Source organism: Teichococcus aerofrigidensis (assembly GCF_054073225.1).
Map to the genome: position 1 here is coordinate 1 of NZ_JBSXMU010000034.1, position 21708 is coordinate 21708.

The window sequence follows — 21708 nt, forward strand, 5'->3', positions numbered from 1 at the left end:
GGGCCAGGGCGAAGGCGAGCAGCAGGGCCGGCTCGTCGCCCCGCAATCGCGACTCCAACACTCCGCCGATGACGAGGCCCGCGGGCATGAGGCGCAGGGCGGCGTCGAGCGGCCCGGCCGCGGCGCCGGCACCCTCGGCGATCAGCGGCAGGCGCAGCTCCGGCAGGCCCGGGCGGCCACGCCGCGCTGCCTCCGCCCAGCGCCGCACGGCTTCCAGCAGGACGGCCTCGGCCAGAGGCAGCGTCTCGGCTTCCTGATCGGTCCAGGGCCAGGTGGGTAGGCCATGTGTCGCCATGGGGGCAGCTCCGCCGGTATCCGGTTCAGGCTGCCGAAATTGAGAATGGTTCGCAAGTTATTCCGGGCCGCCGCCCCATGCGCCGCCCTCAGGCCATTCCGCCGTGGCCGGCCTGCTCCGGCGTGAGGCCCAGGCCGAGGGCCAGCGCCATCTCCGCCCGGTCCAGCACATGCGCCGCCAGGAGATCGGTCCAGTGCTGGACCAGCAGGGCGTCGGGCGCCTCGCCGGTCAGGTTCTCCCAGATCATGGCGACGAAACCATGGTCGGATCCGGCCTCCGGCAGGGCCTGGAACTCCGGCCCTTCCAGCAGGGCCCGCATCAGCCCTTCCGCGTCCAGCTGGCCGCCGCCCACCAGCCCCGCCCAGTGCGTCTGCTCGGCCGGGCTGGGCGCGCGGCCGAGCAGGGTGGCATGCGCCAGGGCGACGAGATGGCCCAGCGGGTCGGCGGCGGGGTCGGGGGCGAAGGCCGGGCCGCTTCCGTCCAGGGCGGGCAGCGGCATGCCGCCCGAGACGCCGAGCGGCCCGTCCAGCGCCAGGACCAGCTCGGCGGGGCCGGCGGGATGGCCCATGGCGAGCTGCCGCAGCCCTTGCGCCAGGGTCGCGCCCAGGCTGGCGCCGAACTGCGGGAGGAAGGCGTCGCTGGCCAGCAGGATGGCGGCGACCTCGGCCAGGGCGGTGCCATCCTCCATCGCCTGGATGCGCACCATCAGCCCCTCCTGCGCCGTCGGCAGGTAGTCCGGCAGGCCACCCCCGGCCTGGGTGAGCTGCAGCCGGTCCGTGGCGCCGAGCCACAGGATCTCGCCGGCGGACAGGCTGGAATGCAGCCCTCCCCAGGGGTCGGTGTCGATGCGCTCGGCCTGCCAGGTCAGCCGCAGGCTGGAGAGCAGGGTGGCGGAGGCCTCGACCTGGATGCGCAGCAGGCTCGCGGCCGGCATGAGCGGCGGCAAGGGGTCGTCCAGCGGCGTGGCGGCGGGCGGGGGCGGGGATTCGGGTGGCGATTCGGGCGGTGAGGGGGGGAGTTCCGGCGGCGGCGGCGATTCCGGTGGGGGCGGCGATTCCGGTGGCGGTGGCGGCGATTCCGGTGGAGGAGGCGATTCCGGCAAGGCCGGCGGCGCCGGCGTATCCTCCTCCGTCGAGCTGTTCTCCACCTTCACGTCGAGCAGGAAGCTCGCCTCGTTGCGGCCGTCCGAGACCTCGATCATCACCTGGATGGTGGTGCCGCCCTTGCCGAGCAGGTCGCGCCAGGGGAGCAGCTTCAGGAACTTTCCATCCACGATCTCGAAATCGGCGATGTCGAGGCCGGCGACGCTGAAGGTCAGCAGCCCGTCCGAGGTGTCCGGGTCGGCGCCGCGCAACTGGCCGATCATGCCGCCGATGTCGTTCTCCAGCACGGTGCCGCCGGTCTGGAAATAGACCCGGCTGGGCGGCGCGTCGTCATAGCCGCGCAGCGTGACGGACCAGCTCCGGTCGGCCGCGCGCCAGCCCTCGGCGTAGAACAGCTCCAGGCCGAAGGTGAAGACGGGGTCGGTGCCCGAGGCATAGGCCTCGCGGTCGAAGATCATCGCCGGCGTGATGACGACCTGGCCCAGCAGGGCGTCGTAGCTGGCCTCGAAATACTGCGCGCCGAGGCCGGTCAGCCGGGCCTCCAGCAGGCCCTCCGTCACGGCGGGCGTCAGGACGGCGAGCCAGTCGCCCTCCCGGCCGTTCTCCAGGATCTCGCCGGGCACCTCGCCCGAGACCAGCAACTGCACCGCCACCCCCTCCCTCCGATCCCGGTGAGGGTGGAGGGAGGCGGTGAAGAAAGCCTGACCGCGCCGGGGCTCTCCCGGGGGGTGCGGCCCCGGGAAGCACAGCTTGGGGGCGCGGCCTCGCGGTCAGCGCCGCTTCTCGACCAGCACGCCCTCGTCCTTCAGCGCCGCGATCTGCTCGTCGGTATAGCCGTGCCGCTTCAGCACCGCCTCGCCATGCTGGTTGAAGGCGGGCGAGGGCGCGCGGGTGCCGCCCGGCGTGCGGGAGAGCTTGATCGGCGTGCCGAGGGCGCGGAACTCGCCCAGCTCCGTGACCATGCCGCGATGCGCGGTGTGCGGCTCGGCCAGCGCCTCGTCCACGTTCAGCACCGGGCCGGCGGGCAGGCCCGCGGCCAGCATGCGGTCGCAGAGCGCGTGCCCGTCCTCCTGCGAGAGCCGCGCCTCCAGCGCCTCGGTCAGCGCCGCGCGGTTGGTGACGCGGTCGCCATTGGTGCGGAAGCGCGGGTCCTCCGCCAGCCCCTCCAGGCCCAGGAAGGCGCAGAACTTGCGGAAGGCCGGGTCATTGCCGGCGGCGACGAAGATCTCGCAGGTGCGGGTGCGGAACTTCGAATAGGGCGCGATGTTCGGATGCGGATTGCCGGTGGCGACCGGGCGGCGGCCGTTCAGCAGGTAGTTTGCCGCCTGCGGATGCAGCAGGGCGGTGCCGCAGTCGTAGAGCGTCATGTCCACGTACTGGCCCTGGCCGGAGCGGTTGCGCTCCTGCAGCGCCATCAGGATGCCGATGGCGGAGTAGAGGCCGGTGGCCAGGTCGACGATCGGCGTGCCCATCCGCACCGGGCCGGTCTCCGGCGTGCCGTTGATCGACATCAGCCCGCACATGGCCTGGATGATGGCGTCATAGCCCGGCAGCCCGCCGCGCGGGCCGGTGGCGCCGAAGCCGGAGACGCGGCAATGCACCAGCTTCGGGAAGCGCGCGCTCAGCACCTCCTGGTAGCCGAGGCCCCACTTCTCCATCGAGCCCGGCTTGAAGTTCTCCACCAGGACGTCGGCATCCTCGAGCAGCTTCAGCAGCACCTCGCGCCCCGCCGGCCTGGCGAGGTCGAGGGCGATGGACTGCTTGTTGCGGTTGACGCCGATGAAGTAGCTGGCGGCGTCGCCCTGGAAGGGCGGGCCCCATTCGCGCACCTCGTCGCCCTGCGGCGGCTCCACCTTGATCACCTCGGCGCCGTGGTCGGAGAGGATCATGGTGCAGTAGGGTCCGCCGAGCACGCGGGTCAGGTCCACCACCTTGATTCCGGCGAGGGCGCCCGCCGAGGCGGCGAGGCCCTTTCCTTCGGTCGTGGGCAGGGCATCGGTCATGCGGCGGCTCTCCTGTCGAACACACGGGCGCAGAATTCGGGATAGGTCTCCAGCATCTCGTCACAGACCGGGCCGCGCAGCAGGGCAAGCTCCCGCGGCGTCGGGTCGGGCGTGACGGGCAGGCTGGCCGGCTCGTCATAGTCGAAGCCGGTGGCGGCGCGGATGCTGGCGGCATCCTCGCCGGGATGCGCGCTCTCCAGCGCGAAGCGGGCGCGGGCGGGGTCGAAGCGGAACACCGCGCGGCCGGTCACCAGCGCCTGGGCGGTGCCGCGGCGGAAGACGCCCGGCGGCGAGACGCCGGGGGCGGAGACATTGTCCACCCTCTCCACCAGCACGCGGGGCGAGTGCTCCTCCCGGAACAGGATGGTGCGCGGGGTCATGAAGTACATGAAGGCGCTGCCGAAGCTGCCGGGGAAGCGCACCTCGCGCCCCGGCCATTCGCCGGTGCCGACCAGGTTGATGTTGGCCTGGCCGTCGATCTGCCCGCCGCCCAGGAAGAACAGGTCGATCCGACCCTGGCCGGTGAGGTCGAACAGCTCGCGCGTGCCCTCGGTGAAGGGATTGCCGCTGCGCTTGTGCAGCAGCGACAGGCGCACCTCCTGCCCACCCTTGCGGACCAGCCAGCAGGCCGCGGCGGGGATCGGCGAGGCGGCGCCCACCGCGATGTGACGCGCCGGCGGCGCGGAAGGGTCGCGGATCAGGCGGGCCAGAGCGGCGGCCAGCCGCTCCTCGGGGGCAATCGCGGCGGCCAGCCGCTCCTCGGGGGCGATCGCGGCGGCCAGCCGCTCCCCGGGGGGGAGGGCGCCGCTCATTCCGCGGCCTCCAGCCGGGCGTCCAGCACATGCTCGGCGAGCCAGGCGCGGAAGCCCTCCTCGGTGCGGGCGGCGCGGGCGTAGGCGGCGACATGGGCGGCGTCGAAGCCGTATTCGTCGAGCAGGGCCACCGGATGGGCGCCGCGCTCCGCCACGGCGAAGGCCTCGACATAGGTGCCGCTGATGGTGCCCGGCGCCAGCCGCTCATCCTCCAGCAGGTTGCCGGGGTGCAGCCGCTCCACCGTCACCAGCGTGCGCCTGGCGGCATGGGCGATGGTGGCGCATTCGCGGCGCCGGCCGAGCCAGACATTGCCGTGCCGGTCGCCCAGCACGGCGTGGAAGAGGGCGAAGTCGGGCGAGAGCGCCGGCAGCAGCACGATCGGGTCGCCGCCCTGCGCGAAGGGATTGTCGATCACCCGCCAGTCCGGCCGGTGCGCCAGGATGTCGCTGCCCAGGATGCCCCGCAGCGGCATGAAGGGCACGCCCTTCTCCGCCGCCTGCAGCATGGTGTGGATGGCCGGGCAGGTGGCGTCGCGGAGCACCAGGCGGCCTTCCCGCACCGCCGCGCCGAAGCGCGGGGCGAAGCCGGCCTCGCCCAGGCTGACGGCGCTGGTCTGCAACTCGGCCACGCAACCGGCGCCGATCAGCAGATCGGTCGCGAAGCCCGAGACCGGCACGCCGAGCAGCCGGAGGCCGCGCGCGCCGCGCCGGATCAGCGCCTTGGCCAGCGCCACGGAGGGCAGCGAGTTGTCCGGCGGCAGGGCCACCATCGCCCCGTCCGGGATGCGGGCCGCCAGCGCCTCCACGGAAGGGGTCTCGAAGGCGGGGGCCGTCTCGGCCGCTTGGGTCATGCTCACTCCCTTCCAGAACGTTCTTGCCCGGCGGCGCAGCATAGTCCCATCGGCGCCGAGGGGGAGGGGGGATGCTGGCCTCCGGGCCGCGCTTCCGGCTAGCCTCCGGCGCATGGCAGACCCCGTGACGCTGAGCGGCCCCCGTCTTCGCCTCCGCCCCTGGCACCCGGCGGACCGGCCGGCCTTTGCCGCGATGAACGCCGATCCCGAAGTGATGCGCCACTTTCCCGCGCCGCTGGACCGGGGCGAATCCGATGCCTTCATGGACCGTATCGGCGCGCATTTCGCGGAGCGCGGCTACGGCTTCTGGGCGCTGGAGCGGCATGCGGAGCCGGGCCTGATCGGGCTTTGCGGCCTGGCGCGCATCCCCTGGCCCGAAATCCCCTGGAGCAACGCCGCCGTGCCGCCGGTCGAGATCGGGTGGCGCCTGGCGATACCCTTCCAGGGCCAGGGCTATGCCGAGGAGGCGGCGCGGATCGCGCTCGCCCATGGCTTCGGGCCGCTCGGCCTCGACGAGATCGTCGCCTTCACCCTGCCGGGCAACACCCGCTCCTGGGGCCTGATGGAGCGGCTGGGCATGCGGCGGGACGGCGCCTTCGACCATCCCCGCCTGCCGCAGGGGCATCCGATGCGGCGCCACCTGCTCTACCGGCTGCGCCGGCCGGACTGGATCGAGGCGCGGCTCGGGGGATAGGACCCCGCGCCGCCGCTCAGCCCAGCGCCTTCGCCAGCAGCTCCGCCGTGCGGCCGTTGGCGATGGTCGCCGCGCGGCCGTCCCAGGAATGGCCGCCCATGCGGGCGAAGGCGTGATCGACCCCCGGATAGACATGCACCGCCGCATGGCTGTTGCCGGCCAGCCCGGCCTGGATCTTCTTCCGCGCCTCCTCGGGCACGAAGCGGTCCTTCTCGGCGATGTGCAGGAGCAGCGGCTTGCCGATGCCGTCCTTGTCCTGCAGCAGGCCGTCGATGCCGACGCCGTAGTAGGAGATGTTGCAGTCGGCGTCCGACTGGGTCGCCATCATGAAGGCCAGGCGGCCGCCGAGGCAGAAGCCCATGGTCCCGGCGCGGCCGTTGCAGCCGGGCATGACGCGCACGGCGGCGAGCGTCGCCTTCAGGTCCTCGACGCCCTTCTGCTGGTCGAAGGCGTTCATCAGCTCGAAGGCGCGGTCCCACTCCTCCTTGCTGCCGTCGGTCAGCTGCACGCCCGGCTCCAGGCGCCAGAACAGGTCGGGGCAGATGGCGATGAAGCCCATGTCGGCGACCCAGTCCGAGAGCGACCGCATGGCGTGGTTCACGCCGAAGATCTCCTGGATCATCACCACCGCGCCGGCCGGGACCTGCTTCGGCATGGCGAGGTAGGCGGCGAAGCTGCCGCTGCCATCAGAGGCCTGGATCGTGATTTCGGGCATTGCTGCGCGCTCCCTGCTGCTTTGGCGAGGGGGGCAGGATAGCCGGATGGCGCCGTGGCGGAAGGAGGGGGTGGTCAGGCTTTCACCGGCGCGTCATGCTTCCGCCCGGCACCGGGCCAGCCGGCCGGCGCCGCGGCCCTTGGCAAGGCGCCGCCCGGCACCCCATCTCCGGGCCCTGAGCAGATCCTGACCGGACGGCATCGTCCGCTCGGGAAGCGGGACCCGCCGGGACGAGGCGCCGGGGCGGCGGCGGGCCGATGCGAAGGGGTGCCGCTTCCAGCGCAGGGATTTCCGACCGATGAGTGTGAGCCGCCCCGAATTCCGCGAAGCCATGGCGCGTCTGGGCGCGGCGGTCAGCATCATCAGCACCGACGGACCGGCCGGGCGGGCGGGCCTGACCGCCAGCGCCGTCTGCAGCGTCACCGACGATCCCGCCACGCTGCTGGTCTGCATCAACCGCAACAGCACCCAGATCGGCGCCATCAAGGCCAATGGCGTGCTCTGCGTGAACGTCCTCACGGCCGAGCAGAAGGAGATCTCCAACGTCTTCGCCGGGCTGACCGGCGCGGCCACGGCGGAACAGCGCTTCCGCGCCGGCCGCTGGAGCCGGCTGGAGACCGGCGCGCCGGTGCTGGACGGCTCGGCCGTGTCGCTCGACTGCGCCATCGAGGAGGTGCTGGAGAAGGGCACCCACAGTGTCTTCTTCGCGCAGATCCGCGGCATCCGCCTGGGCGAACACGGGCCGGGGCTGATCTGGTGGGGCCGCGAATACCACCCGATCGGGCGGGAGCACGGCTCGAGCGGGTCCCGATCAGGCGAAAGCACCTGATCGGGTGAGGATGCCCGCGTTCCGCCAGAGCGCGGGAGAGAGCCGCCGCTCCCGGCTCAGGAGGCGAGGCGCGACGGGAAGGGCTCGCCCAGGATGGCGCGGCGGACCATCGGATAGACCTCATTGGCCCAGCGGCGCCCGCTGAACACGCCGTAGTGCCCGGCGCCCTGCTGCACGTGGTTGTGCTTGAGCGCCGCCGGCAGGTTGGCGCAGAGCGCGAGCGCCGCCGAGGTCTGGCCGACCGCGCAGATGTCGTCCCGCTCGCCCTCCACCGTCAGCAGCCGGGTGCGGGTGATCGCCTCCGGCCGCACCGGGCGTCCGTGATGGGTCATGTGCCCGAGCGGCAGGTCATGGTCCTGGAAGACCGACTTCACCGTCTGCAGGTAGAACTCGGCCGGCATGTCCATGACGGCGAGGTATTCGTCGTAGAAGCGCCGGTGCGCGTCGGCCAGCTCGGAGTCGCCGCCGACCAGGTTGCGGTACTGTTCCTGATGCGCCGTCACGTGCCGGTTCAGGTTCATGGAGATGAAGGCGCTGATCTGCAACACGCCCGGATAGACCTTGCGGCCGCTGCCCTGGAAGCGCCAGGGAACGGTCTCGATCAGGTTGCGCTCGAACCAGGCGATCTCGTGCTCCTGGGCCAGGCGGTTCACCTGGGTGGGCCTGACGCGGGTGTCGATCGGGCCGGCCATCAGCACCATGCTGTCCGGCGTCGCGGGGTTCCCGGCCTCGGCCATGACGGCGGCGGCGGCGAGCACCGGCACGGCCGGCTGGCAGACCGCCAGCACATGCCCGCCCGGGCCGATCTCCTCCTGGAAGCGGATGACGTGGTCGATGAACTCGTCGAGCCCGAAGCGGCCGGCCGAGAGCGGCACGTCGCGCGCATTGGTCCAGTCGGTGATGTAGACATCGTTGTCCGGCAGGAGCACCTGCACCGTGCCGCGCAGCAGGGTGGCGAAGTGGCCCGAGATCGGCGCCACCACCAGGACCTTGGGCTGGCTGACGGCGCAGTCCTTGCGGAAGTGCAGCAGGGTGCCGAAGGGCGTGGAGAGCACCGCCTCCTCCTCCACCGCCACCTCCTCGTTGCCGAGCATGACCGTGGTGAAGCCGAAGGGGGGGCGGGTATGGGTGATGCCGCTGCTGCCGACCAGCTCCAGCGCGGCGGTGAACTGGCGCAGCATGAAGGTCTCGGGCCGGCCGCTGTCGAACTGGCGCAGCACCGCCCCGGTGCCCTTGGCGAAAAGGCGCATCGGGGTCAGGAGATCCTGCTGCGCCTGATACAGGGAATACATCATCTGCCCGCGTCTCTCCCGGTTCCGGCCCCTCAGTCGGGCCGCCTCGCTCGCCACCCCGCCGGGCCAGGGGGCCGCGACGCGAGCACGCCATAGTGCGAAGCCATCCGTCAACAATCTGTCAAGCCTGGGGCGGGCTGGTTGGTTGCATGGAGCCCATGCGTCAGGGGCGGGTCTGGTCCGCTTGGCCTCCGGGACGGCCTCTCAGAGGGCCTCGCCGGCGACGTGGCCGCTGGCCCAGGCCCACTGGAAATTGTAGCCCCCGAGCCAGCCGGTCACGTCCACCGCCTCGCCGATGACGAAGAGGCCCGGCACCGCGCGCGCCTGCATGTCGCGCGAGGACAGGGCCGCCGTGTCCACGCCCCCCAGCGTCACCTCGGCCTTGGCGTAGCCCTCGGTGCCGGAGGGCAGGAGGCTCCAGGCGTTGAGCCGGGCGCCGGTCCGCTTCAGGTCGCGATCGGTCTGCGCCGCCAGGATGCCCGCGGGCAGCCAGGCGGTGGCCAGGGCCTGGGCCAGGCGCTGCGGCAGCATCTCGGCGAGCAGGCTGCGCGGCTCGGCGCGGGGGCGGGCCTGCTTGCCGGCCAGCAGCCGGGCGGTGGCATCCTCGCCCGGCAGCAGGTCCAGGGTCAGCGCCTGCCCCTCCCGCCAGGCGGAGGAGGCCTGCAGGATGGCGGGCCCGGAGAGGCCGCGATGGGTGAAGAGCACCGCCTCGGGGAAGGCGTGCCGCCCCGCCCGGGCCACCGCCGGCAGGGAGAGGCCGGAGAGCGGCCGCATCAGCGCCAGCGCCTCACTCTCGAAGGTCAGCGGCACCAGGCCGGGGCGGATGCCGGTCAGCGGCAGGCCGAAGCGCCGGGCGGTGTCGTGCGCCAGGCCGGTCGCGCCCATCTTCGGGATGGAGAGGCCGCCCGTGGCCAGGACCAGGGCCGGGGCGGTGAAGCGGCCATGGTCGGTGTCCAGGTAATAAGCGGTATCCCGCCCGATGTCGGTGACGCGGTGGCCGAGACGGAGCGTCACGCCCGCCGCCTCGCATTCCGCCAGCAGCATGGCGACGATCTGCCGCGCCGAGCCGTCGCAGAAGAGCTGCCCCAGCGTCTTCTCATGCCAGGCGATGCGGTGCCGGCCGACCAGCGCCAGGAAATCCGCCGGCCGGTAGCGCGCCAGGGCGGATTTGCAGAAATGCGGATTGGCCGAGAAGAAGCGGTCCGGCGCCGTGTGCAGGTTGGTGAAGTTGCACCGCCCGCCGCCCGAGATCAGGATCTTGGAGCCGGCCTGGGCCGCGTGGTCGAGCAGCAGCACGCGCCGCCCGCGCTGCCCGGCGCGCAGCGCGCACATCAGCCCGGCCGCGCCGGCGCCGAGGATGATCGCATCGAAATCCCGCATCGCCCCCGCCTTAGAGGCGCCGCGCCCTCCCGGCAATCGCGGCCTCGGCCCTGGCGTTTTTCACGCCCCGTCCGGAACCGGATGGAACGGGAAAGATGGCGCGGAGTTAACGCGGCATGAAAGCCACGCTGTTCCACAACCCCTCCGCCGGGGACGAAGACCATTCCACGGAATCCCTGGTGCAGCTCCTGCGCCGGGCCGGCCTTCCGAGCCAGCCGCATTCGACGCGCGGCAACGCCCTGGAGGACGGGCTGCAGGAGGAGAGCGGGATGGTCATCGTGGCCGGCGGTGACGGCACGGTGGGCAAGATCGCCGCCCGCCTGCCGCGCCGCGACCGGCCGCTCGCCATCCTGCCGCTCGGCACCGCCAACAACCTGGCGCGCGCCATGGGCCGCTGGCCCTCGCCGGAGGCCTTCGCCGACCAGTGGCGGCAGGCCGATGAGCGGCGGCTTGCCGTGGCCTTCGCCGAGGGGCCCTGGGGCTGCCGCCGCTTCGTCGAGGCCGCCGGCTTCGGTGCCTTCGCGGAGGCGGTGCAGGAGGCCGACCGGCAGGGGCTGGAGGGCGTCGAGGCCGGCCGCGCCGCCTTCCGGGCCATCCTGCGCCGCGCCGAGCCGGTGACCCTCCGCCTGGAGGCCGATGGCCAGCCGCGCGAGGTCGAGACGCTGCTGGTCGAGGTGATGAACATCCCGCTCTTCGGCCCCAACCTGCCGATAGCGCCGGAGGCCGATCCGGAGGACGGGCTGCTCGATCTCGTCACCCTGGCGCCGGAACGCCGCGAGGCCATGCTGCGCTGGCTGGAGCGCCCCGACGAGGGAAAGGCGCCGACCGATGTGCGGCGGGCCGGCCGGATCGTCATCGACTGGCCCGGCGGCCCCTGTCGGCTGGATGACGAATGCGTCTCGCGCGAGGCACCGATGCGGGTCGTCCTCGGCATCGAGGAGGAGCGGCTGCGCGTGCTGGTGCCGCCCGCGGCGGAGCGGAACACGCCGGACATGGAACCGGACACGGGACAGGCCAAGGGACCGGATGGGGAGAGGCGCGCATGACGCTGGACGCGGAGGCGCTGTCGGCCATTGGCCGGATGGCGGTGGAGATGGCCGGGCTCGCCGGGCGCGAGATGTCGGCGGCGCTGGGTCATGCCCTGGCCGTGGCCTACAAGCCCGGCCGGCAAGGGGAGGCGACCCTGCGCGATCCGGTCTCCGAGGTCGATCAGGCGGTGGAGCGGCTGATCCGCGCCCATCTGGCCGAGGCCTTTCCCGACCACGACGTGCTGGGCGAGGAGATGACGGAACGGCCGGCGCGGGGCAGCCCGACCCTGTGGGCGCTGGACCCGGTGGACGGCACGGCCAATTTCATCAACGGCTTCCCGATGTTCGCGGGCTCGGTCGGCGTGCTGCACCGGGGCGTGCCGGTGGCGGGGGCGGTCTGGTGCGCCTCCAGCCATGCCTTGCGCGCGGGGGTGTATCACGCGGTGCGGGGCGGCAGCCTCTATTTCGACGGCACCGCGGTGGCGGCGGCCTTCAACCCGGCGGTGCGACGGCGCCTCGGCGGCTTCGCCGATGCCTCCGCCTCGCGCGCGCCGGCGCTATGGGAGCCGCGGCGCACTGGCTCGGCTGCCATCGAATGTGCCTTCGTCGCCGCCGGCCTGTTGGAGGTGGCGCGTTTCGAGCACCCCAATGTCTGGGACATCGCCGGCGGCTTCGCGCTGGTCTGCGCCGCCGGCGGCGAGATCCGCACGCTGGGGCCGGACGGATGGGAGGTCTTCGAGGGCTTCGGGGAGGGCGACCCCGCGACGTGGCGGCGGCCGGTCGTGCTGGGGCGGCCGGAGGCGGTGGCCGAACTGTGCCGCCTGTCCGGGGAGGCGGACCGCTCGGAGGGCGGAGGCGCCCCGCTCGCCTGAGGCAGGGCGGGGCCGGGACGGCGCGGCTGGGCGGCGCCGGCCTCAGCCCTGCGAGGCGGCGCGGACCAGCCGCAGCAGCTCCTCCGGGATCGGCGCGTCCTCGGGCAGGTCGTAGGCACGGTGGAAGGTCTCGCGCAGCCACTGGTCCACGGCGCGCTGCGGCATGGCGGGCGGCTCGGGGCGGGGATCAGGCTGGCTGTACAGGGCGGCGAACATGGCTTGCATCCAAGCATGATTTAGTGACTTCCGGTTTAACCGCCCGCCGCCTTTTCGGTTGCCCGCTCTCCCGGTCGCGGCTGGGAGGCGTGGCGGAGGAGTGGCGATCTGGCATGATCGGCGGAGAGGCCGCCGGTGGCGGCGGCCAGGGGGGATCGCCGCATGGCCGCCGAGGGATATGCAAGCGAGCTGGGGCCGGTCGTCGGCATCCTGGCGGCCGCGGTGGTGGCGGTGCCGCTGTTCCGCCGGATGGGCCTCGGCTCGGTCCTGGGCTACCTGGCGGCGGGGCTGGCCATCGGTCCCTTCGGCCTGCGGGTGGTGACCGACCCGCAGGCGATCCTGCATGTCGCCGAGCTTGGCGTCGTCATGTTCCTCTTCGTCATCGGGCTGGAGATGCAGCCCTCCCGCCTGTGGGGCCTGCGGCGGCAGATCTTCGGCCTGGGCGTCGCGCAGGTGGCGGTGTGCGGCGCGCTGCTGACCGGCATCATCTGGCTGGCCGGCTTCAGCCCCGCCGTGGCCTTCGTGGCGGCCATGGGCTTCGTGCTCTCCTCCACCGCCATCGCCATGCAGGTGCTGGACGAGCAGGGCGAGACCGCCACCCCGGCGGGGCAGCGCATCGTCTCGATCCTGCTGCTGGAGGATCTCGCCATCGTGCCGCTCCTGGCGCTGGTGGCGCTGCTCGGGCCGGCCCAGGCCGAGGGCGACCGCTGGCTCCATGTCGCCATCGCCCTGGGCAGCCTGGCGGCGCTGCTGGCGGCCGGGCGCTGGCTGCTGAACCCGATGTTCGCGCTGCTCGCCGCCGCCGGGGCGCGGGAGGTGATGACCGGCGCCGCCCTGCTGGTGGTGCTGGGCGCCGCGCTGGCCATGGAGCTGGGCGGGCTCTCCATGGCCATGGGCGCCTTCCTGGCCGGGGTGCTGCTCTCGGAATCGGTGTTCCGTCACCAGCTCGAGACCGATATCGAGCCGTTCCGGGGCCTCCTGCTCGGCCTGTTCTTCATGGGCGTCGGCATGTCGCTCGACCTCGGCGTGCTGGTGCGCGACTGGCCGCTGATCGTGGTGGGCGTGCTGGTGCTGATGCTGGCCAAGGCGGCGGGCGTCTATCTGGTGGGCCGGGCCTTCGGCGCGGGCGGGCGGGAGGCGCTGCGCCGCGCCGCCGTGCTGGCCCAGGGCGGCGAGTTCGCCTTCGTGCTCTACGCCGCGGCGCAGGCCGGCAGCGTGATCGACGCGCGCACCGGCGCGCTGCTCACCGCCGTGATCATCCTGTCCATGGCCCTGACCCCGCCCGCCGTGCTGCTCGCCGCCCGGCTGCCGCGCCGCGCCGAACCCTCCCTGGAGGGAATCGACAAGGCGGATGCACTGGAGGGCGAGGTGCTGATGATCGGCTTCGGCCGCTTCGCGCAGGTGGCGAGCCAGGGGCTGCTGGCGCGCGGCATCGACCTCTCGATCATCGAATCCAGCACCGAGATGATCCGCACCGCCGCAAGCTTCGGCTTCAAGGTCTATTACGGGGACGGCACCCGGCTCGATGTCCTGCGCACCTCCGGGGCGGGGCGGGCGCGCGCCATCCTGGTCTGCGTCGACAACCGGCAGGCGGCGGACCACATCGTCACCCTGGCGCGGGAGGAGTTCCCCCAGGCGAAGCTCTTCGTCCGCTCCTATGACCGCGGCCATTCCCTCGACCTGATCCGCCAGGGCGTGGACTACGAGATCCGCGAGACCTTCGAATCCGCCATGGCCATGGGCGCCGCCGCCCTGGCCGGCCTCGGCGTGCCGGAGGAGGAGGCGGCCGACCTCATGCGCGACATCCGCCGCCGCGACGCCGCGCGGCTCGACCTGCAGCTCTGCGGCGGGCTGCAGGCGGGACGCGACCTGATGCACGGCAACCGCCCGGTGCCGGGGCCGCTGACCGCGCCGCGCCGGAAGGGACGGGCGCTCAACCCCGAGGCCGAGGTGGCGATGCGGGAGGAGTGAGGCGGCTCGCGAGCGGCGTCTCCCCGCCCTATAACCTCACCCATGGATGAGGTCCCGCCCCGATGAGCACGCAGGCCCAGGGCCTGAGCGTGGGGGAGGTGGCGCGGCGCAGCGGCGTCGCCGTCTCGACCCTGCATTTCTACGAGGCCCGCGGGCTGATCGAGGGCTGGCGAACCTCCGGCAACCAGCGCCGCTACCACCGCGCCGTGCTGCGCCGCGTCGCCATCATCCGCATCGCGCAGCGGGCCGGCATCCCGCTGGCGACCATCCGCGAGGCGCTGGCCGGGCTGCCGCAGGACCATGCGCCGAGCATGGAGGACTGGCGGCGCTTCACCGCCGACTGGAGCGGGATGCTGCAGCAGCGGATCGACAGCCTGGTGCAGTTGCGGGACCAGCTGACCAGCTGCATCGGCTGCGGCTGCCTGTCGCTGCGCGACTGCCCGCTGCGCAACCCCGAGGACCGGCTGGGCCGGGAGGGGCCGGGTCCGCGCCGGCTGGCCGGCTTCGGCTGAGGCGCCGAACCGGGCTTGACCTCAACCGGGCTTGAGGTCCTAGGACGGGCTCCGGCCGCGCCCCGCGCGCGCAGAACCGGAGAACCGATCTTGCGAAGCCCCCCTGGCGCCCCGGCGCCCGCCGCCATCGCCGGCATCCTCGAATCCCGCGCCTTCGGCCTCCTGGCGCGCATCCTGCTGACCTTCGTCTTCTGGACCAGTGGCCTGGCCAAGCTGCTGGACTTCAGCGCCAGCGCGGCCGTGATGGAAGGCTTCGGCCTGTCGCCGGGCTGGGCGGTGAACCTGGCGACGCTGGTCCTGCAACTCGGCGCCTCGCTGCTCATCATCCTGAACCGGACGGTCTGGCCGGCGGCCCTGGCCCTGGCCGTCTTCACCCTGCTCACCATCCCGGTGGCGCATCCCTTCTGGGCGCGCGAGGGGGAGGAGGCCTTCCGGGACCTGACGGTGGCGCTCGAACATGTCTCGGTGATCGGCGGGCTGGCGCTGGCCGCCATCCTGTCCCGGCGGAGCGGCCGGTTCTGAGGGGTGGGCGGCCCCGGGCGCCTCAGCGCCGGCGGGTGGAGGCCCAGGCCTCGGCCATGCGGTTCATCCGCTCGACACGCGGATCGACACGGACCGGCGCCCGGGCCGCGGCGAGCAGGGTGCCGTCACCGCCCCAGTTGCGCACCGGGCCGGAATCGATGTGCACGAAGCCCTGCTGCGGATAGCTGCCGACCCCACCGCGCCGCAGGCGCAGCGCCGTCTCGACGAAATCCGGCAGGCGGGCCGGGGCCACCTGGATGTCCAGCGCGGCGGCCCGCAGATGCTGGCTGTCGCCCGCGCCATGCACCGCGGCATTGGTGGCCGGCGTGCGGTAGCCGGAGAGGATGAGGAACTCCGTCATCCGCTGCTGCGCGCCCAGATCCCAGAGGATGTCGATCGCCGCCGGGTCGAAGGCGCGGATGGCGCCGGTGCGGGTATCGGCCAGCACCTCGGAGATGTCGGCCATGGCGGCGGCATCCGGGGCAATGCCGTTGTGGTAGATGCCGCTGAAGCGGTTCCCGTTGGCGGCATGGCGCAGCGTGATGCGGCGGGGCTCGGGCCCGGCGGGGCGGCTGCGGCGCGTGGCGGCCAGGGCCAGGCCCGGCACGGAGGCGAGAGTGGCGGCGAGAAAGAGGGTCCGGCGACGCATGGCGCGGACCCTAAGGCAGACCAGGCCGCCGCGATAAGCCCATTTCACGCGATTGGGATCAGAAAATACGCAAAATGAACCGAATTCTTAATATTGATACGATACGTCGCAATTCGGGGTTGTGGATTTCCTTACAATAGGCCGTGGATCCTCAGCATGCCAAGAGCGGCGATGCTCATCGCATCCATCAGCCTCCCGTCCCGGATCATCGCCTCGACCTCGGCCAGCGGGATGGCGCGGCAGATCATGTCCTGCTCCGACGCCTCGCGCGCCGCCTCGCCCTGGCGCAGGCCGGTCGCCAGGAAGACATGGCCCCGCTGGTTGCAGTAGCCGGCGCCCTGGAAGATCGTCCCCACCCGCAGCAGATGCCCGGCCACCAGCCCGGTTTCCTCGCGCAGCTCGGCGGCGGCGACCTCCTCCGGCGTCACCTCCGGGCGGGTCTCCCAGGTGCCCATGGGCATTTCCCATTGCCGCGAGCGCACCGGGTAGCGGTACTGCTCGACCAGCGTCAGGCAGCCCTCCTGCCAGGGAGCGACGATGACGAAGTCGGGGCGCTCCACCACGCCGTAGAGACCCTCCGAACCGTCGCGCAGGCGGGTGCGGTCCTCCCGCAGCCGCAGCCAGCGGTTCTCATAGGCCACCCGGCTGCTCAGGGTGACGATCTCCTCGCTCATGCCCGCTCCGGGATCTGTTTGCGGGCAGCAGGATAGGCGCCGCGCCGGCTTCACGAAACCGCGGCTGGCGCGGGCGTGAACGCGGGACCATCGCAAATTGAGCGATCAGTCTCTATCCTTGGGACGATCAACCGCCGCACCGCCCTTTGGGGCCGCCCCATGGGGCCGATGAAACAGGATTTGCCATGCGCCGCGATGCGACAGGCCGGACGGCCCTGCACACCGCCCTCAGCCCCGCCGCCGGGAAGCGGCGCCGCCTGGCTCTCGCCCTGTCGGTGCTGGCGGCCCTCGGCCTCGGCCCGGCCGCCGAGGCGCGCGCGGAGGGGCGGGTGCCGATCGGCGCCTATGCGGCGAACGACCCGAAGCTCGTCGAGGAATTCGAGCAGTGGTTCGGCTGCCCGATGGACCAGCTTCTGGTCTTCACCGACCAGGCGAGCTGGGAGGGCATCGGCTGGCCGCAATGGTTCATCAACCAGTTCAAGGCGCTGGACCGGCCGACCCTGTGGTCGGTGGCGATGATCCCCAGGGGCTCCAGCCTGAAGGAGGCGGCCAGCGGGCGCTACAACCGCTACTACGTGTCCGCGGCGCGCGCCCTGGCCGAGACCAAGCCCTTCGCGGATGGCACCATCCGCATCCGCCTGGGCTGGGAGATGAACGGCAACTGGTTCCCCTGGGCGGCGGAGGGCAAGGAGGAGGACTTCATCCGCACCTTCCGCCACATCGTCGATTCCTTCCGATCCGTGTCCGACAAGTTCCGCTTCGAATGGAACTTCAACTACGGGGAGCGGATGGACCCCGCGACGGCCTATCCGGGTGACGACTATGTCGACATCATCGGCATGGACTTCTACTGGAAGCACGAGTACCTGCCGCGCGATCCGGTGGCCGCCTTCGAGCGCATCCGCGATCATCGCTGGGGCCTGCGCTATGTCGAGAACTTCGCCCGCGCGCGCGGCAAGCCCACCGCCTATTCGGAATGGGGCGTGCAGGGCGACAACGCGGCGCCCTTCATCAAGCTGTTCCAGGAATGGATGGCGCAGCACAACGTGCTCTACCACAACTACTGGAATTCCGACGCCGACTATGCCGGCCGCCTCTCCTCGGGCAAGTGGCCCGCCACCGCGCGCGCCTTCCGCGAGACCTTCTGCCCCGCCAGCCGCGCCGAGGCCGCGCCGCCGCGGCGCTGAGCCCCGGCATCCCCCCGGCCGCGCCGGCCGGCGGGCATGACGGTGGGCGAGCTGTCCTGGCCCTGGCCGTCGCGCGCGGCGGCCGACCCGCCGCCGCTGCCGCCCGGGGAGATCCATCTCTGGCTCGCCAGGCTGGACGCGCCGGTCGGGGCGGCGGCGATGGCGCTGCTGGCGCCGGAGGAGCGGACCCGCGCCGCCGCCTTCCGCCGCCCCACCCTGAGCCAGGCCTATCTGGCCGCGCATCTGGCGCTGCGCCGGCTGCTCGGCGGCTATCTGCGTCGCGCGCCGGCGGGAATCAGCCTGATCCGCGGCCCCGCCGGCAAGCCCGCCCTGCGGCAGGCGCCGGGGGATGCGGCGCCGGGGCTGCAGTTCAACCTCTCCCACGCCGGGGACTGGGCGCTGCTCGGCTTCGCTCGCGGCCGGGCGGTGGGGGTGGATCTCGAGCCGCTGCGGCCCGACCCGCCGCTCGAAGCCGCGAGCCTCGTCTTCTCCCCGGTGGAGCGGCGCCTCCTGGACGCGCAGGACGTGGCATCGCGCGGGACCACCTTCCTGCGGCTCTGGACGCGCAAGGAAGCCCGGCTGAAGGCCGAGGGGCAGGGCTTCTCGCGCGACCCGACACGGCTCTGCACCCTGTCGGAGCAGGGATGGTGGATCGACACGCCCGAGGGGCCGCCGGACCACCTCCTCGCGGTGGCCGCCTCTGCGCGGCCGGCGCGCTGCCTGGGCCATATTCTCTCGGAACAGATCGAAATCTGAGGCAATGCCCGCATCACGAGGTTTTTTGCGTTGCAGCGCAAATCGCGCTTGCACCGGCAAGGGCGCTCATTTCCAATAGGTTACGGCGCCCGACAGGCAATGCGTCGAAAAATAGCCAAAATTCAACTAATTGAGATGATTGCCCCAATTCATTGCGGATGGGAAAATTAAAGACGATCCTTGCGGCGGAATGAGTGCGGGGTGGCGTGAGATGGACGGATTGCCGGTGATTCGAGAAGCGCAGCAGCTGGGCGAGGCGGCTCCGGAAACGGTTCTGCACACCCCCTCCGTCGCCGACATGCTGGGGTGTCAGATGGCCGAATTCGCCGCCTGGCTCGCCGGCCAGGGGCTGCTAGCGGAGCCGGCGGGGCCGGAGGCGCTGCAACGCTACGCCGTGCAGGATTACCGCGGCTTCTGGAGTGCCTTCCTGCGCTGGTCCGGCCTGGATTGCAGCGGCGAGGCCGAGCCCGTCTGCACCGGCGACGATTGCGAGACGGCACGCTTCTTCCCCGGCCTGCGGCTGAACTACGCGGCGAATCTGCTCTCGCCCCGCTGGGACGACGCGGCCCCCGCCGTCACCGCCCTGGTGCCGGGCCGCCCGGCCGAGCGCCTCAGCCGGGGCGCCCTGCGCCAGCGGGTGGCGCGGCTCGCCACCGTGCTGCAGCAGCTCGGTCTCCGCCCCGGGGACCGCGTCGGCGCCGTGATGCGCAACGACGCGGAGGCGGTGGTGGCGGCGCTGGCCGTCGCGGCGCTGGGCGCCACCCTCTCGACCGCCGCGCCGGAGATGGGCAGCGAGGCGATCCTCGACCGCTTCGCGCAGCTCGACCCTGTCCTGCTGCTGGCCCATCTGCGGCCGGCCGCCCAGGATACCGGCCTCGCCCTGACGACGCGCCTGGCCCAGGTGGCGCGGGGCCTGCCCGCCTGCCGCGGCGTGGTGGCGCTGGACGGGCCGGCCGAGATCCCGGAACTGCTGCTGCCGCTGCACGATGCCGCGGCCCTGTGCGCCGCCGTGCGGGCCGAGGCGGCGTGGCAGGAGCATCCCTTCAACCAGCCGCTCTTCATCCTGTTCTCCTCCGGCACCACCGGCCAGCCGAAATGCATCGTGCACGGGGCCGGCGGCACGCTGATCGAGCATGTGAAGGAGCACCGGCTGCACAGCGAGCTGCGGCCCGGCGACAAGCTGTTCTTCCAGACCTCCTGCGGCTGGATGATGTGGAACTGGCAGCTCTCCGCCCTGGCCTCGGGCGCCGAGATCGTCACCTACAGCGGCCCGATCGCCGAGGCCGACACGCTCTGGTCGCTGGTGGAGCAGGAGCGGGTGACGCATTTCGGCACCAGCCCGGGCTATCTGAAGATGTCCGAGACGGCCCGGCTGCATCCGGCGCGAGACCACGACCTCTCGGCGCTGCGCGTCATCCTCTCCACCGGCTCGGTGCTGGACGAGGCGCGCTATCACTGGGTGCGGCGGAAGGTGGGCGACCTGCCGCTGCACTCGATCTCGGGCGGCACCGACATCATCGGCTGTTTCGTGCTCGGCCATCCGCAGCGCCCCGTGCATGCCGGGCAGAGCCAGGCCCGCAGCCTCGGCCTCGATGTCCGCGTGCTCTCGGAGGAGGGGCAGGACCGGCCCGGCGCCGTGGGCGAGCTGGTCTGCGCCAATCCCTTCCCGTCCCGCCCCCTGGGCTTCCACGGCGATGCGGACGGCAGCCGTTTCCATCAGGCCTATTTCGCGCAGAATCCGGGCGTCTGGACGCATGGCGACCTGGCGGAGGCGACGCCGGAGGGCGGCATCCGCATCCATGGCCGGTCCGACGGCATCATGAAGGTGCGCGGCATCCGCATCGGCCCGGCCGAGATCTACCGCGTTCTGCGCCGCTTCCCCGAGATCCGCGACGCCATGGTGGTGCTGCAGCGGGACCCCGAGGTGGCAAGCGAGGGCCGGGCGGTGCTGGCCCTGGTGCTGGAGGCGGGGCGGACGCTGGACGGCCCGCTCATCGCCGAGATCCGCCGCGCCCTGGCGCGCGAGGCCTCGGCGGCGCATGTGCCGGACCTCTTCCTGCAGGTCGCGGAGTTGCCGGTGACCCATACCGGCAAGCCGTCCGAGGCGGCGATGCGCGACGCGGTGAACGGCCTGCCGGTGCGCAACCTCTCCGCCCTGGCCAATCCCGGATGCCTGGAGGCGCTGCGCCACCACCCGGCGCTGCGCCACGCACCGCTGGCCTCTCCCCTGGCGGCCCGCGCCGCGGCGGCCGGCACGCTGAACTTCCTGCGGGAGCTCTGGCAGGAGCTGCTCGGCATCGCCCCGATCGCGGCGGAGGACGACTTCTTCGCGCTGGGCGGCCATTCGCTCCTGGCGGCGCGGCTCTTCGCCGAGATCGAGCGGGTGAAGGGCGTGCGCCTGCCGCTCACCACCCTGCTGCGCGCGCCCACCGTGGCCGCGCTCGCCGCGCTGGTCGACGCGCCGGAGCCCGCCCCGCCAGGCGGCCGGCTGGTGGTCATGCGCGAGGGCGAGGCCGGGGCCGGCCCGCCGCTCTTCCTGATCCACAGCATGGCCGGCCGGGTGATGGAGCTCTGGGCGCTGCAGCGGGCGCTGCGCACCGGGCGCCGCATCTACGGCATCCAGGCGCAGGGCCTGGAGCCGGGCGGCGCGGCGCAGAGCTGCGTGCATGCCATGGCGGCCGACTATCTCCGCATCCTGCGGGAGGCGCAGCCGAGGGGGCCCTACTGGCTCGGCGGCTACTCCTTCGGCGGGCTGGTGGCGCTGGAGATGGCGCAGCGGCTGCGGCGCGAGGGCGAGGTGGTCGAGCAGTTGATCGCCATCGACACCAGCGTGCATCCCCGCTTCCTGCCGGGGCCTCAGCGGATGCACCACCTCGTCTCCCGCCCGCTGCGGGTGGCGCGCGACATGCGGACCCGCGGCCTGCGGGGCAATCTCGACTTCCTCGGCAAGAAGGGGATGATGCTGCTGGACCGCGCGCGGGTGCGGCTGGGCCGGCCGGCGCGGCATCTCGACCTTGTGGGCGACCTGACGGCGGATGCGCATCTGCCCGAGGATCTGCGCCGGGTGCGGGGCGGCATCATGCTGGCGACCCGCAACTACCGCCCCCGGCCCTATGCCGGGAAGGTCACCCTGATCCACGCCATGCAGGGCGGCACCTATGACATCCTGCCGACCTGGCGGCGGCTGGCCGGCGAGAATCTCACCCTGCTGCCGACCGAGGGCGACCATCTCACCATGATCCAGGAGCCGCAGGTGCGGAGCCTGGCGCGCCGCCTGGACGCGGTGCTGCGCGGCTGAGGGGAGGGGAGGGGGGCGCCAAGCCGGGCACCCCCTTCCTGCCGGAACC

22 protein-coding genes are annotated in these 21708 nt (G+C 72.6%); 10 read left to right on the plus strand and 12 right to left on the minus strand.

From position 1 onward, the window contains the following. The 5 genes from ACVMLK_RS09665 to ACVMLK_RS09685 all read right to left on the minus strand — a co-directional run. The coding region (locus ACVMLK_RS09665) for a hypothetical protein (RefSeq protein WP_457486276.1) at positions 1–295 on the minus strand (295 nt) is incomplete at its 3' end. 88 nt (positions 296–383) lie between these two features. Continuing rightward, on the minus strand, positions 384–2045 hold the full coding sequence (locus ACVMLK_RS09670) for a DUF4214 domain-containing protein (protein ID WP_457486277.1): 1662 nt from the start codon (positions 2043–2045) through the stop codon (positions 384–386). A gap of 123 nt (positions 2046–2168) precedes the next feature. Next, positions 2169–3401: a CaiB/BaiF CoA transferase family protein gene (locus tag ACVMLK_RS09675; RefSeq protein ID WP_198366010.1), complete on the minus strand. Its 1233-nt coding sequence runs from the start codon at positions 3399–3401 to the stop codon at positions 2169–2171. Next, positions 3398–4213: a CoA synthetase gene (locus ACVMLK_RS09680; RefSeq protein ID WP_422921701.1), complete on the minus strand. Its 816-nt coding sequence runs from the start codon at positions 4211–4213 to the stop codon at positions 3398–3400. The genes ACVMLK_RS09675 and ACVMLK_RS09680 overlap by 4 nt, the downstream gene beginning before the upstream one ends. After that, a complete protein-coding gene (locus ACVMLK_RS09685) occupies positions 4210–5064 on the minus strand; it encodes a CoA transferase subunit A (protein WP_198366011.1) in 855 nt (284 codons plus the stop codon). The genes ACVMLK_RS09680 and ACVMLK_RS09685 overlap by 4 nt, the downstream gene beginning before the upstream one ends. A gap of 112 nt (positions 5065–5176) precedes the next feature. On the opposite strand from ACVMLK_RS09685, the gene ACVMLK_RS09690 reads away from it, so the two are divergent. Further along, positions 5177–5758: a GNAT family N-acetyltransferase gene (locus ACVMLK_RS09690; RefSeq protein ID WP_457486278.1), complete on the plus strand. Its 582-nt coding sequence runs from the start codon at positions 5177–5179 to the stop codon at positions 5756–5758. Positions 5759–5774: 16 nt separating this feature from the next. Here the strand turns inward: ACVMLK_RS09690 and ACVMLK_RS09695 are convergent, their stop codons facing one another. Beyond that, positions 5775–6473, minus strand: a complete 699-nt coding sequence (locus ACVMLK_RS09695) for a dienelactone hydrolase family protein (protein WP_198366013.1) — start codon at positions 6471–6473, stop codon at positions 5775–5777. A 298-nt stretch (positions 6474–6771) separates the two neighbouring features. Here ACVMLK_RS09695 and ACVMLK_RS09700 point away from each other — a divergent pair, with 298 nt between their 5' ends. Next, complete coding sequence (locus ACVMLK_RS09700; RefSeq protein WP_457486279.1) at positions 6772–7302, plus strand: flavin reductase; 531 nt, start codon at positions 6772–6774, stop codon at positions 7300–7302. Positions 7303–7358: 56 nt separating this feature from the next. On the opposite strand, the gene ACVMLK_RS09705 is transcribed toward ACVMLK_RS09700, so the two are convergent. Beyond that, complete coding sequence (locus tag ACVMLK_RS09705) at positions 7359–8597, minus strand: polyhydroxyalkanoate depolymerase (RefSeq protein WP_198366015.1); 1239 nt, start codon at positions 8595–8597, stop codon at positions 7359–7361. Positions 8598–8798: 201 nt separating this feature from the next. Then, positions 8799–9974, minus strand: a complete 1176-nt coding sequence (locus ACVMLK_RS09710) for an NAD(P)/FAD-dependent oxidoreductase (protein WP_457486280.1) — start codon at positions 9972–9974, stop codon at positions 8799–8801. A gap of 116 nt (positions 9975–10090) precedes the next feature. Here ACVMLK_RS09710 and ACVMLK_RS09715 point away from each other — a divergent pair, with 116 nt between their 5' ends. Together ACVMLK_RS09715 and ACVMLK_RS09720 are read left to right on the plus strand one after the other, a co-directional pair. After that, positions 10091–11020: a diacylglycerol/lipid kinase family protein gene (locus ACVMLK_RS09715; RefSeq protein ID WP_457486281.1), complete on the plus strand. Its 930-nt coding sequence runs from the start codon at positions 10091–10093 to the stop codon at positions 11018–11020. Next, positions 11017–11874, plus strand: a complete 858-nt coding sequence (locus tag ACVMLK_RS09720; protein WP_457486282.1) for an inositol monophosphatase family protein — start codon at positions 11017–11019, stop codon at positions 11872–11874. Before ACVMLK_RS09715 ends, ACVMLK_RS09720 begins: the two co-directional genes overlap by 4 nt. A gap of 42 nt (positions 11875–11916) precedes the next feature. Here ACVMLK_RS09720 and ACVMLK_RS09725 read toward each other — a convergent pair whose 3' ends face one another. Then, on the minus strand, positions 11917–12090 hold the full coding sequence (locus ACVMLK_RS09725; protein ID WP_198366019.1) for a hypothetical protein: 174 nt from the start codon (positions 12088–12090) through the stop codon (positions 11917–11919). 162 nt (positions 12091–12252) lie between these two features. Between ACVMLK_RS09725 and ACVMLK_RS09730 the strand changes: the two genes are divergently transcribed. The 3 genes from ACVMLK_RS09730 (at position 12253) to ACVMLK_RS09740 (ending at position 15095) form a co-directional block, all read left to right on the plus strand. Next, complete coding sequence (locus tag ACVMLK_RS09730; protein ID WP_198366020.1) at positions 12253–14061, plus strand: monovalent cation:proton antiporter-2 (CPA2) family protein; 1809 nt, start codon at positions 12253–12255, stop codon at positions 14059–14061. A gap of 62 nt (positions 14062–14123) precedes the next feature. Continuing rightward, positions 14124–14573: a redox-sensitive transcriptional activator SoxR gene (gene soxR, locus ACVMLK_RS09735; RefSeq protein ID WP_457486283.1), complete on the plus strand. Its 450-nt coding sequence runs from the start codon at positions 14124–14126 to the stop codon at positions 14571–14573. A 90-nt stretch (positions 14574–14663) separates the two neighbouring features. Next, positions 14664–15095, plus strand: coding sequence for a DoxX family protein (locus tag ACVMLK_RS09740; RefSeq protein WP_457486284.1), 432 nt, complete (start codon positions 14664–14666; stop codon positions 15093–15095). Between the two features lie 22 nt (positions 15096–15117). Here ACVMLK_RS09740 and ACVMLK_RS09745 read toward each other — a convergent pair whose 3' ends face one another. After that, positions 15118–15744: a YcbK family protein gene (locus ACVMLK_RS09745; RefSeq protein WP_457486285.1), complete on the minus strand. Its 627-nt coding sequence runs from the start codon at positions 15742–15744 to the stop codon at positions 15118–15120. A gap of 131 nt (positions 15745–15875) precedes the next feature. Beyond that, the gene (locus tag ACVMLK_RS09750) at positions 15876–16418 is read right to left on the minus strand and encodes an NUDIX domain-containing protein (protein WP_198366023.1); all 543 of its coding nucleotides are present in this window, start codon (positions 16416–16418) and stop codon (positions 15876–15878) included. A 185-nt stretch (positions 16419–16603) separates the two neighbouring features. On the opposite strand from ACVMLK_RS09750, the gene ACVMLK_RS09755 reads away from it, so the two are divergent. Next, positions 16604–17605, plus strand: a complete 1002-nt coding sequence (locus ACVMLK_RS09755) for a glycoside hydrolase family 26 protein (RefSeq protein WP_457486286.1) — start codon at positions 16604–16606, stop codon at positions 17603–17605. Between the two features lie 36 nt (positions 17606–17641). Then, a complete protein-coding gene (locus tag ACVMLK_RS09760) occupies positions 17642–18361 on the plus strand; it encodes a 4'-phosphopantetheinyl transferase family protein (protein ID WP_457486287.1) in 720 nt (239 codons plus the stop codon). Between the two features lie 13 nt (positions 18362–18374). On the opposite strand, the gene ACVMLK_RS09765 is transcribed toward ACVMLK_RS09760, so the two are convergent. Then, complete coding sequence (locus tag ACVMLK_RS09765; protein WP_457486288.1) at positions 18375–18641, minus strand: hypothetical protein; 267 nt, start codon at positions 18639–18641, stop codon at positions 18375–18377. Positions 18642–18659: 18 nt separating this feature from the next. Between ACVMLK_RS09765 and ACVMLK_RS09770 the strand changes: the two genes are divergently transcribed. After that, complete coding sequence (locus tag ACVMLK_RS09770) at positions 18660–21659, plus strand: acetoacetate--CoA ligase (RefSeq protein WP_457486289.1); 3000 nt, start codon at positions 18660–18662, stop codon at positions 21657–21659. The last annotated feature ends 49 nt before the right edge of the window (positions 21660–21708 follow it).

Bases quoted from the DNA above. Each gene is read 5' to 3' on its own strand.
- ACVMLK_RS09760 (WP_457486287.1), top strand. From the start codon at position 17,642: ATGACGGTGGGCGAGCTGTCCTGGCCCTGGCCGTCGCGCGCGGCGGCC.
- ACVMLK_RS09675 (WP_198366010.1), bottom strand. From the start codon at position 3,401: ATGACCGATGCCCTGCCCACGACCGAAGGAAAGGGCCTCGCCGCCTCG.
- ACVMLK_RS09695 (WP_198366013.1), bottom strand. From the start codon at position 6,473: ATGCCCGAAATCACGATCCAGGCCTCTGATGGCAGCGGCAGCTTCGCC.
- ACVMLK_RS09680 (WP_422921701.1), bottom strand. From the start codon at position 4,213: ATGAGCGGCGCCCTCCCCCCCGGGGAGCGGCTGGCCGCCGCGATCGCC.
- ACVMLK_RS09705 (WP_198366015.1), bottom strand. From the start codon at position 8,597: ATGATGTATTCCCTGTATCAGGCGCAGCAGGATCTCCTGACCCCGATG.
- ACVMLK_RS09755 (WP_457486286.1), top strand. From the start codon at position 16,604: ATGCGCCGCGATGCGACAGGCCGGACGGCCCTGCACACCGCCCTCAGC.
- ACVMLK_RS09745 (WP_457486285.1), bottom strand. From the start codon at position 15,744: ATGCGTCGCCGGACCCTCTTTCTCGCCGCCACTCTCGCCTCCGTGCCG.
- ACVMLK_RS09690 (WP_457486278.1), top strand. From the start codon at position 5,177: ATGGCAGACCCCGTGACGCTGAGCGGCCCCCGTCTTCGCCTCCGCCCC.
- ACVMLK_RS09700 (WP_457486279.1), top strand. From the start codon at position 6,772: ATGAGTGTGAGCCGCCCCGAATTCCGCGAAGCCATGGCGCGTCTGGGC.
- ACVMLK_RS09720 (WP_457486282.1), top strand. From the start codon at position 11,017: ATGACGCTGGACGCGGAGGCGCTGTCGGCCATTGGCCGGATGGCGGTG.
- ACVMLK_RS09685 (WP_198366011.1), bottom strand. From the start codon at position 5,064: ATGACCCAAGCGGCCGAGACGGCCCCCGCCTTCGAGACCCCTTCCGTG.
- ACVMLK_RS09710 (WP_457486280.1), bottom strand. From the start codon at position 9,974: ATGCGGGATTTCGATGCGATCATCCTCGGCGCCGGCGCGGCCGGGCTG.
- soxR (WP_457486283.1), top strand. From the start codon at position 14,124: ATGAGCACGCAGGCCCAGGGCCTGAGCGTGGGGGAGGTGGCGCGGCGC.
- ACVMLK_RS09715 (WP_457486281.1), top strand. From the start codon at position 10,091: ATGAAAGCCACGCTGTTCCACAACCCCTCCGCCGGGGACGAAGACCAT.
- ACVMLK_RS09730 (WP_198366020.1), top strand. From the start codon at position 12,253: ATGGCCGCCGAGGGATATGCAAGCGAGCTGGGGCCGGTCGTCGGCATC.
- ACVMLK_RS09725 (WP_198366019.1), bottom strand. From the start codon at position 12,090: ATGTTCGCCGCCCTGTACAGCCAGCCTGATCCCCGCCCCGAGCCGCCC.
- ACVMLK_RS09770 (WP_457486289.1), top strand. From the start codon at position 18,660: ATGCTGGGGTGTCAGATGGCCGAATTCGCCGCCTGGCTCGCCGGCCAG.
- ACVMLK_RS09750 (WP_198366023.1), bottom strand. From the start codon at position 16,418: ATGAGCGAGGAGATCGTCACCCTGAGCAGCCGGGTGGCCTATGAGAAC.